Genomic DNA, 10,049 nt, shown 5'->3' on the forward strand with positions numbered 1-10,049 from the left:
CCAACGCGAGCAATTGAGTCGATCCGTTGTGCATAAGCTCTCAATCAAAAGGACATAAACCGCCTATGCGCGACAGATTTGCTCAAGAAAAACGCGCCCTCTTCCCTTAGGCGCCAGACCGTTGAAGCTCCTGTTTTCAAGGGCCGAAACGCAGAGACAGCCTCTTCGTCGAACCTGATCCAGCACCTGCATAAAAATAGTCTGAATTCAGGGGTTTACAGAACCAACCCAATCGCTATAATCGTCGCCCACACGCCGGTATAGCTCAGTTGGTAGAGCAACTGACTTGTAATCAGTAGGTCCCGGGTTCGACTCCTGGTGCCGGCACCATACAAAACAAAGCCCCTGCAGAAATGCAGGGGCTTTGTTGTTTCTGGAACGTCCACATTAAGCGTGCTGACTGCGGTCAAAGCATCCGTTGTAAACTGCGCGCTCGAACAAGGACTTTCGGGAATAAGTACGTGACCCCCCTCGCTCAAGCAACAACCCTCGCAATTCTGGATTACTGGCATAAGGTCGAATTCTTCATCCCCTACGGATTGGAGCAATATCTTGATGATCTTGAAGAATGGCAATCCACGACCCTTCGGCGTAACAACCTTGAACAAACTGATGCTGACTGGCTCAGCATCGACGTAGCCGAAGAAAAAACTGTTACCGGCTATAACCTTTTTCTTGGCATCTTCGACAAATCGCAAATCAGTCGTATCTGTGAAAGCGTATTGCCTCCTCCACAAACGGCTTCGACCGATGAAGGCGGCTTTGAAAATGAAGAGCGGACAGAGCTTGAGGGCATGACCTGCTTCGCCAAGTTGCCTCTGGATAGAGCAGGCAACCCGGTCATCGACGCAATTTCCATTTCCACAACGCCCTGGGCGCTTGGTCAAACGCTGTCCAGCGGACTCCAGTCCCTGAGCCATGACGCGTTCAATTCGGCACGAGAGGACCTCATACAAAGACTGCGTAACTTCATGAGCAGTCGTGGCACTTTCGCGGGCCAAAGCATGCAAGCCCACGAGGTGGTGAAGCTTCAGACTCTGCTCTGCGATTGGGCCGGCTTCACCCCTGACGACGCGCAACCCATTGCAGTGCTAACCGCGAAAGTAAAACCCCTCAACGGCTCATCTTCTGAAAAGATCGTCCCGGACGAGTCAGAAAAGGATGACGAAGAAGATGTGCTTGAGGAACTGGATATCCTCAACAGCTTTTATATCCGCGATATCGAACGCGCCATTGAAGGCGTCAGCAGCGGCACCATTCCACCAACGCTGGCGCAGTTCCTGAGTGCACTGCCCGCGATCAATCGAATAGACCTGTACAGCGAAGGCGGCTGCACGGCGATCCTGAATGCACTGCGTCCACGTTTTCTCAACCGTGGACACTGGTTGGCGGAAGCTGATCAATCGATGAGCCTGATGCAACAGTTTGCGCTCAACCAGATTCGCCAAGAAACCCAAAACGACGGCCTCTTTGCCGTCAACGGCCCGCCAGGCACAGGCAAGACGACACTGTTGCGCGATCTGTTTGCCGACAACATCGTCCAGCGCGCTCGGATACTGGCGGGGCTGGCGAAAGCGGATGATGCGTTTGTCAAAAACTCCAGCCGGGTTCGGTTCAAAGGAAACTCGAACACGGTCACATTGCGTCCACTGATTGACGCACTGACCGGGTTCGAAATGGTGGTAGCGTCGACAAACAATGCTGCGGTCGAAAATATCTCCGTCGACCTGGTCAAGCGCAAAGCATTGGGTGAACACTGGCGTCACTGCGGTTATCTGCAACCCGTGGCACACAATATTGCGGTGAAAGAAGGCAAGGGCGGCGCAACTTCTCCTCAGGGAGATCAGATGCCCTGGGGGTTGATCAGTTGTGCACTGGGCAACTCCCGTAATCGACGTCTCTTTAATGAGCGCTTCAGCATGTTCTCGCTTAAGACCAAGAGCAGTGAGCAACCAAAACGGTTCTGGGATTGGCTCAAAGAACCTAACCCGGTGAACTTCAGCGACGCTCGCGAGCTCTTTCACCAGGCCGATAAAGCCGTCGAGGCCGCCTTGACCGAACGTGAGCGACTGGCCGAATTGCTCGACATCGTTGGCCAAGGCACTGAAGCCGATTTTCTCGCTTCATCGGTCGCCCTTATTCAAGAGGCGAAAGCACACGTCGATGTCATCTCTGCTGCGCTGACCATTAAACAGCAGGAAGTGCGTACCCTGCAGCAGACACTACAACAGCTGATTCTGGAGCAGCAGTTGATTGATCGCTCATCCCCCGGGTTCTGGGCGCGCCTGTTCCGCACTCAGGAAGCGAAGGCGTACGTTCAACAACGCAAATCCAACGCTCTGAATCAGCTCAGCACTCATCAAGGGATCACGGCGCTACAGGGCAAGGTGACGAAACATACCGACGAATTAAACGAAGCAACCCGTGATCTAGAGAACGAGAAACAGAAACTGAGCTTGTTGACGCAGCAATGGCGCAATTGGTGCTCGGAACATGACCAACTCCGTACTCGGTTACGTGTACCTCGCTTGCCCACTCGAGCGCTGGACCTGGTCAGTGATGAGCAATTGCAGATCGAAGGGCTATGGCACGACGAAGAGCTGGCGCAGCTGCGCTCAGCACTGTTCGCCGCTGCGTTGCAGCTTCAGCAAGCGTGGGTACATGAGACCGCACAAAAGGGTGGTGCGCTGGGAGCCAACCTGGTTGCTGTAAACAAAGTGCTTTCCAATCAAGTGCCGGAAGATCCGAAGCATACGCTGCAAATCTGGCAAAACCTGTTCATGGTCGTGCCCGTCGTTTCCAGTACGTTCGCGTCTTTCGCCAATCAGTTTCGCGGCTTAGGCCCAGGCTCGCTGGGCTGGGTATTTATCGATGAGGCCGGACAGGCTGTCCCACAAGCAGCGGTCGGCGCACTTTGGCGCGCCAAGCGGTGCGTCGTGGTGGGGGATCCGTTGCAAATTGAACCGGTATTTGCCCTGCCAACCCCCCTTATTGATGCGCTGGGAAAGCTCCATCCAGTAACAGCCGACAATGCTTACGCCCCCCATTGTGTTTCCGTGCAGCGCCTGGCCGACCAGGCTAATCGGTTCGGCGCCTATGCCTCTTTCATGGACGAGAACATCTGGATCGGAAGCCCCCTGCGCGTACACCGTCGTTGTCATGAACCGATGTTCTCGCTCGCCAATCGCATCGCCTACGACAACAAAATGGTCTACGGCCTGCGAACCCGCGTGCCCATGGCTGCACCTTTGATTGATCTTGCAAGTGGATGGGTCGACATTCGGGGCGCCGTTGAACGCAAGCAATCGGTGCCAGAACAGATCGAGTTCATGATCAAGGTCATTGTGTCGCTCTTCCAACGTGACCGCGTACTGCCCGAGCTTTATGTGATCTCGCCGTTCAAGGCTATTCGTCAGGCCCTGCGTGAACAGATCATGCAAGTCGAGTGGCAACCTTCAGTGCCAAAGCGTGATGAGTTGAAACACTGGATCAAGCGCAGCATCGGCACCGTCCATACGTTTCAAGGCAAGGAAGAAAAAACTGTGTTTATGGTGTTGGGGACCGACCCCGAAAACGCCGGAGGAGCCCAGTGGGCTTCGTCAAAACCAAACCTGATCAATGTGGCGCTGACGCGTGCCCAGCATCGCGTGTACCTGGTAGGCGATGTGGATCTCTGGGGAACTTTGCCCTACTTCAAGGAGGCATCCCGGGGTGACACTACCCTGCCGCGTTGGAAGCGCGCAGACTTTGCCATTATTGCACAAAAGATGAAACCCGACAAAACAGGCAGAAAAACGCCCTCGCTGTAATGCGAGAAGCTTCAGGTATGTGGACTCCACGGACCGGCCCTCTGCACACCGACAACGTGCAGGGTTTGCCGGTCACAACCAGCATTATCCGGCGGCGCGAAAGACCCGGATGCAGCGCAATGTACCTTCCTGCGCAAAAACTCTGCGTTTCAGACCTGACTGATCTCGAACACAAAGGAAATCCTGCGCTGGCTCGCACTCCACACGTAACGCAGATGCTTGCCCTGCTTCGGTATCGACACTGCCGGCGGACGGAGCGCGGCGACACATTCGTGGCCCGGCAGGCGGACGCTGTTGTAGAGCAGGCCCCAGGATTCAGATTCGCGCAGTTGTCGGGCAAACGACTGGGATGGGCCGTAGGCGTCTGGATCGGGTTGATGTAAGTCGGGGAAGTCGTGACGAACATCATGCAGCGGTTTAACCACGCGGTTGATGTAGGTGCGCATGGTCAATTCAAGATCCGCTTCGTTGGTGGCCGCGAGGAAACGCTCCTGGTGATAGCAAGTTTCGGCGATGGCGGCAGCCTGGCTGCTGGCGGCGTAGTAGACGCCGAAAGTGCCATCGGTGAAACGGCTGCTTTTGCCAATGTGGGTAAAAGCCGCCATCACCGGCGTCGAACCGGGGCCGGAGAGTCGGTCTTCGGGGCGCACGCGGGCGAGTACGCCGGCTTGTTCGATCAAGCGGTCATTGGTCAGCGCTTCCAGCGCGTAGGCGATTTCCAGGTCTTCGGGGTCGAGCACATCTTCAAACAGCGCAATCGGCGGGAAGCTGCTGTTGACGATCCGGTAGGCCTTGGGCCATTGCGGCTCGGCCAGCGGCGGGGCCTTCAACCTCGCACCCCGTCGAGGTAGCGGCGCACATCGGCGATATCGACCACGCGCCCTGCCAACATGTAATCCAGCGCTGTTCGGCCATTGAACGGCGCCGCCGTGTTCGGACTACTGACCCATGTATAAGCGCGCTCGCGACTGTTGCTGAAGATGATGCTCAACGCCTTGTGAATACCCATCAAATACGAGATGCGCTCCAGCGTGTCATGCGGTAGACGTATGTTCGGCGGCAGGTGCTTGTACTTGTAGAACGTGGTGTTACCGACTCCACCGAGCAATGTGCGTTGCTGCTCGGCGTTGCAGCCCCAACGCTCCATGAGATTGAAGAAGAACTTCAACGCAACGCGCCCGGCTTCCGGAACGTCGAGTTGTTCACGCGGGGTGAGGGCTGGGGATGAGGTAGGCACGGCCGCCTCCATTGCTGAGTGACATGGTTTCAAGCCTAGTACAGATACGGATATTTGTTTTGTTTTAATCCGCTAGCGAACCGGATCGTTACCCGAACAAGAATGTTAAAAACACCGAAAATTGTTATTTCCCGTGCGTATTTTTTGACCCCAATCACCCCCACGTCACCAAAAACCCCGATCCTTTGTCAGCCTCCAGCCATCGGCGGGGACATCAATTCGCTACTAAACCCGCGACAACTATGCTCAGGTGCAGGAATATAGCCGGCATATGACGCCGGATCGGCAGTCTCGTAAACAACAATACCCAGCCCACTTCAGAGGGCATTACCCATGGATAGCAGAACCTTACGCAACCTCATGCGCATCGTGCAGACCGGCTCGTTGTCGGCCGCAGCCGAGCATTCGTGCCTGACTGTGCAGGCCTTGGCCGCCCAGTTGAACAAGGTCGAAGAGCAGTTCGGTTTCCGCTTGTTTCGTCGTTCCAACAAGGGCCTGACGTTGACGCCGCAAGGCACTGAGCTCACGCCGTATATGGACCGAGTGTTGATTGCCACACGACAGATGGAAGAAAAAGTCGAGGCATTGAAAGTGCCGGGGCAGCGCACGTTGAAAGTGGCGTTGAACAACACGTTGTCGCCCGATTTCAATCGGCGAATGATCGGACGCCTGATCGAGGTGTTTCCCGATTATCAGATGGAATTCAGCTACGCCGAGTCGATGGAAAATCTCAGCAAGCTGAAGAACGAGGACTTTGATCTCGGGGTGCTGATCGGCCCGCAGCGGCCGGGGTTGCCGAGTATCGTCCTGCCGGATGTGCAGGTGCAGGTGGTCGGCGCGCATTGCGGCCAGGAAAACGATCCGCTGACGTTGCTGGGCAACAAGTTTCAGGTGCGTCCTGCGGAAGATTGTCCGTATTCCCACAGCTTTTTGCGTTTTCTCGACGCCGGGCTGGGCAATCACGAGAATGGCCAGCGCATGGTCTACTCGTGCAGCGAAACCCTGACGCTGTCGCTGATCACCCAGATGGATGCGGTCGGCATGGTTTCTCGCGAGGCCGCGCAAAAGAATGGCCTGACGATTTTCCCCGGTTTCGAGGATTTCCTCGAAGTGCGCCTGGCGGTGAACAATCCTGATCTGTCGAATCAGGCACTGAGCGACGTCGTCGATCTGCCGTTACATGAACGAGCCGAGCGCAATGTACGCAGCCGTCCCAACCGCCACACTGAGAAAGAGGTTTTTGCTGAAATACGCACATAACAACGTCGGAATCGCTGCATAAAATTCCGGGCGATCGAGCTGTATGTGCTGATCCTTGATCAACAAGGGTGTCAGGCTGATCGCAGCGACGATCGCCACCGGCAAGTACTCCAGCGCCCGCGCGATAAACGGCGGCCAGTGCTCGGTATTCACTTGCAGGGGCAAGGCGCGTGGCAGGAAGGTCACGGCCATCATTAGCGCGACCACCAGAATCAGGAACGTTTGGTCAGGCATACACCCACTCCGCAGCCCACAAACGTGGCGATAAACACATTAAACGGCGAACTGCCGACCAGGCTCAGCGCGCCCATGCAAACCACTGCCGCAGCGGCTGCGATCAGTTTGTTGCGGGTATTGCACAGCGACACCAGCACATAGAGCATCATCGCCGTCAGTGCGTAGTCGAGCTGGTATTTGATCAAGTGCGCGGCGTACTGCGCGCACACAGCGCCGAGCAGACCGCCAAGCACCCATGAGGTGTGGCAAAACAGGTTGAAGCCAATCAGATAGCGCACGTTGACCGGTGCGCCAGTGCCGAGTTTTACGCTGTGGAAAGCGAAGGATTCGTCGGTCAGGCCGCCGGCGTAACACCAGCGCTCCATGCGACTGAGCCCCAAGGCGCGCAGGGCTTTGGCCATGTAAACCGACATCAGCATGTGCCGCGCATTGATCAGGAACGTGGTCAGCACGATGGTGGTCAGCGACGCGCCACTGGAGATCAGCGCCAGCGCGGCGAATTGCGAAGCGCCGGCGTAGACGAACAAACACATCGCCACGGGCAACCACATCGGCAGCCCGGCGTTGACGGCCATCAACCCGAATACAAATGACACGGTGAAATACCCGGCCACCACCGGGCTGGCTTCGGCAAACGTGCGCGATGGCTGATGGTTGACCATCAGCGGCGCACTGCCGGACGTTTCATTCATAGATCCCTCTCAAATGTCCGTTCGCCATGAGGCTCGCAAAAACCCTGGGCAGCCCAGAATCGTTTGCCCGCGAGGTTAGCATCGTCGACGAACAGAAACATCCGCAACACACCCACCCGCTTCATGTCCGACGACGCTGCTTCAACCAGGCGTTGACCGACGCCTTGGCTGCGATAGCGCGGGCTGACGGCCAGATGATTGATGGTGCCACGGCTGCCGAGCATCCCGCCCAGTACCGCGCCGACGATTTCGCCGGCCACGTCGAACGCCAGATAGGCGGTGGTGGTTTTCTGGATCAACACGCCGCGCAGGCATTTGGCGTCCTGCCACTCGCAGAACGACACTTCGTCGAACTGGCGGAAGAAGCGCTCCATGCGCTGCGCATCCTTGGCCGTGGCGCGGCGCAGCACCACCGGCGTCGAGCACTCGACGCCGTCGATTGGGGTGATCTGATTAGCGAACAATGTCGAAAGCGGTCCCGGGCCGCGAGAAAGAAATCGCCAGAATCTGCCGGTACGCCATGGCATGGGTATGCGTGTTGCGCGCCGGGGTCACGTAATGGCGCATGTCGCGGTCGAGAAAGTACGTGGTGTCGAGAATTTCCTGGTAGGTGGTCGACGCCAGTTGATGCTCATGGATGTCGTACAGACGACTCTCGGCACCCTCGACATTGTTGCGCCCCCAGAAGTGCACGCCGCTGAACGGATAGCCGTCGCAGTGAATCCCTTCCGGGGTGATTTCAAGTTGTTTGCCGGGTTTGATTTCGATGCGGATCTGGTGGATCTGGCATTGCCAGATTTCATCGTGCAGCTCTTCCGGCAAGACGCTTTTGTACACTTCAAAATCGGTGTCGATCAGGCTGCGCATCACCGGTGAAGTAATTACTTCATCGGAGAAGTCCTGAAAGTGCCGCACCAGGCCGCCCACATAGGCATTGTTTTCCTTGGACTGCACGTACGCGCGATGCTCGAGTTGTTTCAGTTCACGTGTCTTGGGGTTGTACTCAAAGTCGCTGTAACGACGGTAACGCATGCCGGCTTCGGCCTGACCGTAGTAGCTGTCAGGCTCCATGTTTTCCCAACTTTTGGTCAGTCTGACGAAGTCGGCAAAATGACCGTAGAGATTGAAGTCACCACCCTGGACGTTGACATATTTGTCGCGCCGTAGCGATTCGCCCACTTCTCTGTTCAAAACGATCATTACCAAATTCTCCGCTGCGTTGAGCGGCCTAATCTATTAGGTGGAGAATTTGCGTCCATGAGAAAGAATTTCAGGCATTTAAAGCCCTGTTTGAAACGGCGTTTGCAGCGTCTGAAAAACAACTTTTACATGACAAAAACTCGGGTTTTTTCTGGTTTTCATCAAAAAACCGTCGAAAAAAAACCCCGAGCCAGTCGGGGTTTTTCTCACATCGATTAGACCTGATCGCGCATCAGAAGATGTTGATCGGGTAATCCACGAATACTCGCAGCTCGTTGCCGCCGACGTTGTACTCGCTGGACTTCTGCGAAACACGCAGGATCGAGCTGCGCAGTTTCACGCTCAGATCTTTGGCCGGGCCACTTTGCACGACGTACTTGAACTGGTTGAATATTTCGCGCTCTGTGCCGCCTTCGCTGGTGGAGGTGGTGATGTTGTCGCCACGCACGTAAGCGAAGTTGTAACTCAGACCCGGAACGCCGAATGAGCCGAAGTCCAGGCCGTAGCCGAGCTGCCAGCTGCGTTCGTCTTCAGCGTTGAAGTCAGACCAGTAGGAGTTGGCCAGGTAGATGGTGTTGCCACCGTCGCCAACACGCTGTTGATCTTTCTGATAGCCGCCGTAGGCGTAGCCCAGGTTGCTGTCGCCGGTGGAGCGCTGGTGCGCCACGGTGAACGAGTGCGGGCCAGTGGCGAAGGTGGCTGCCAGGCTCCAGATCTTGTTGTCCTGACCGGTCACGATGCTTTTGCCCGGCACGGTGTTTTCGCGGACGTACGAGCTGTCGAGCTTGGTGCGATAGCCGTTGAAGTCCAGGGTCAGGGACTGATCCTTGTTGAACGGCAACACGTAGTTGGCGTTCACGTATTGTTTCTTCAATACGTCTTCAACGTCGGAAGCGTACAGCGCACCTTTGAAGCGCTCAGTGAACTGATAGCTACCGCCCAACACGTTGATCGACTTCAGGCCACCGCTGTCACGACCTTCATCGCTCTTGCGCGATTCAGCGGTGAAACGACCGGCGTTCAGCTCCAGGCCTTTGATCTCTTTGGAAGTGATCAAAGTACCGGTGTAGCTTTCCGGCAGCAGGCGGGAGTTGTCGTAGTTCAGCACCGGCAGAGCCGGCATCTGGTCACCGTAGGTCAGCACGGTGTTGGAGAAGCGGAATTTGACCGCCGCGCCGGCCTTGGCCAGGTCGTTGGCCGCGCTACCGTTGTGGCCTTCTTCATAGCTGTTGTCTTGCTTGAAGAAGTCGATCCCACCGGCGCCGCTGCGGCCCTTGCCGCCGTCGAGGCGCAGTGCGTACAAACCGAAAGCGTCAACACCGACACCAACGGTGCCTTGGGTGAAGCCGGACGAGAACGTACCGATGGCCGCTTGGCCCCATTCGGCTTTGTCTTTGTTACCGTCTTTGTAGTCACGATTGATGTAGGCATTGCGCAGCAACACTTTCAGGCTGCTGTCTTCTTGAAAACCCTTGGACTCGGCCTGGTCGTTAGCCATGGCCGAAGTGGCGCTCAACATCCCCAATGCGATCAGACTGATTCGCTTGTTCAACATTTTGTTTTCCTTATTACGGGGGGTATCGAGCTGGGTCGAACGGCTGTCACGGCGGGGCG

9 protein-coding genes and 1 tRNA gene are annotated in these 10,049 nt (G+C 56.3%); 3 read left to right on the plus strand and 7 right to left on the minus strand.

What is annotated here, in order from left to right; translation table 11 throughout:
- The first annotated feature begins 254 nt into the window (after positions 1-254).
- Both ACIONG_RS16175 and ACIONG_RS16180 read left to right on the plus strand, forming a co-directional pair.
- A tRNA-Thr gene (locus ACIONG_RS16175) sits at positions 255-330 on the plus strand.
- Positions 331-461: 131 nt separating this feature from the next.
- Complete coding sequence (locus ACIONG_RS16180; RefSeq protein ID WP_401300938.1) at positions 462-3,809, plus strand: AAA domain-containing protein; 3,348 nt, start codon at positions 462-464, stop codon at positions 3,807-3,809.
- Positions 3,810-3,958: 149 nt separating this feature from the next.
- On the opposite strand, the gene ACIONG_RS16185 is transcribed toward ACIONG_RS16180, so the two are convergent.
- The gene (locus ACIONG_RS16185; protein WP_401300941.1) at positions 3,959-4,639 is read right to left on the minus strand and encodes an RES family NAD+ phosphorylase; all 681 of its coding nucleotides are present in this window, start codon (positions 4,637-4,639) and stop codon (positions 3,959-3,961) included.
- Positions 4,636-5,046 carry an MbcA/ParS/Xre antitoxin family protein gene (locus tag ACIONG_RS16190; RefSeq protein WP_007961687.1) on the minus strand — a complete coding sequence of 137 codons (411 nt, stop codon included), beginning with the start codon at positions 5,044-5,046 and terminating at the stop codon, positions 4,636-4,638. Before ACIONG_RS16190 ends, ACIONG_RS16185 begins: the two co-directional genes overlap by 4 nt.
- Before the next feature lie 333 nt (positions 5,047-5,379).
- Here ACIONG_RS16190 and ACIONG_RS16195 point away from each other — a divergent pair, with 333 nt between their 5' ends.
- Positions 5,380-6,306, plus strand: coding sequence for a LysR family transcriptional regulator (locus ACIONG_RS16195; RefSeq protein WP_401300944.1), 927 nt, complete (start codon positions 5,380-5,382; stop codon positions 6,304-6,306).
- Here the strand turns inward: ACIONG_RS16195 and ACIONG_RS16200 are convergent.
- From ACIONG_RS16200 to ACIONG_RS16220, 5 genes are all read right to left on the minus strand, one after another.
- Complete coding sequence (locus tag ACIONG_RS16200; RefSeq protein WP_007909127.1) at positions 6,223-6,540, minus strand: AzlD domain-containing protein; 318 nt, start codon at positions 6,538-6,540, stop codon at positions 6,223-6,225. The genes ACIONG_RS16195 and ACIONG_RS16200 overlap by 84 nt on opposite strands.
- Positions 6,519-7,235: an AzlC family ABC transporter permease gene (locus ACIONG_RS16205; RefSeq protein WP_064117009.1), complete on the minus strand. Its 717-nt coding sequence runs from the start codon at positions 7,233-7,235 to the stop codon at positions 6,519-6,521. The genes ACIONG_RS16200 and ACIONG_RS16205 overlap by 22 nt, the downstream gene beginning before the upstream one ends.
- On the minus strand, positions 7,232-7,609 hold the full coding sequence (locus ACIONG_RS16210) for a GNAT family N-acetyltransferase (RefSeq protein ID WP_016986309.1): 378 nt from the start codon (positions 7,607-7,609) through the stop codon (positions 7,232-7,234). The genes ACIONG_RS16205 and ACIONG_RS16210 overlap by 4 nt, the downstream gene beginning before the upstream one ends.
- A gap of 79 nt (positions 7,610-7,688) precedes the next feature.
- Positions 7,689-8,435 (minus strand): 2OG-Fe dioxygenase family protein, encoded by a 747-nt coding sequence (locus ACIONG_RS16215; RefSeq protein WP_034151909.1) that lies wholly within the window; start codon positions 8,433-8,435, stop codon positions 7,689-7,691.
- Between the two features lie 232 nt (positions 8,436-8,667).
- On the minus strand, positions 8,668-9,990 hold the full coding sequence (locus ACIONG_RS16220; protein WP_401300947.1) for an OprD family porin: 1,323 nt from the start codon (positions 9,988-9,990) through the stop codon (positions 8,668-8,670).
- Between the last annotated feature and the right edge of the window lie 59 nt (positions 9,991-10,049).

Source organism: Pseudomonas sp. NPDC087817 (genome assembly GCF_044742875.1).
Classification (GTDB): domain Bacteria; phylum Pseudomonadota; class Gammaproteobacteria; order Pseudomonadales; family Pseudomonadaceae; genus Aquipseudomonas.

What these genes read in the sequence shown, in the direction of transcription:
- ACIONG_RS16220 (WP_401300947.1), bottom strand. Translation starts at nt 9,990, where the DNA reads ATGTTGAACAAGCGAATCAGTCTGATCGCATTGGGGATGTTGAGCGCC.
- ACIONG_RS16205 (WP_064117009.1), bottom strand. Translation starts at nt 7,235, where the DNA reads ATGAATGAAACGTCCGGCAGTGCGCCGCTGATGGTCAACCATCAGCCA.
- ACIONG_RS16210 (WP_016986309.1), bottom strand. Translation starts at nt 7,609, where the DNA reads ATGGAGCGCTTCTTCCGCCAGTTCGACGAAGTGTCGTTCTGCGAGTGG.
- ACIONG_RS16195 (WP_401300944.1), top strand. Translation starts at nt 5,380, where the DNA reads ATGGATAGCAGAACCTTACGCAACCTCATGCGCATCGTGCAGACCGGC.
- ACIONG_RS16215 (WP_034151909.1), bottom strand. Translation starts at nt 8,435, where the DNA reads ATGATCGTTTTGAACAGAGAAGTGGGCGAATCGCTACGGCGCGACAAA.
- ACIONG_RS16200 (WP_007909127.1), bottom strand. Translation starts at nt 6,540, where the DNA reads ATGCCTGACCAAACGTTCCTGATTCTGGTGGTCGCGCTAATGATGGCC.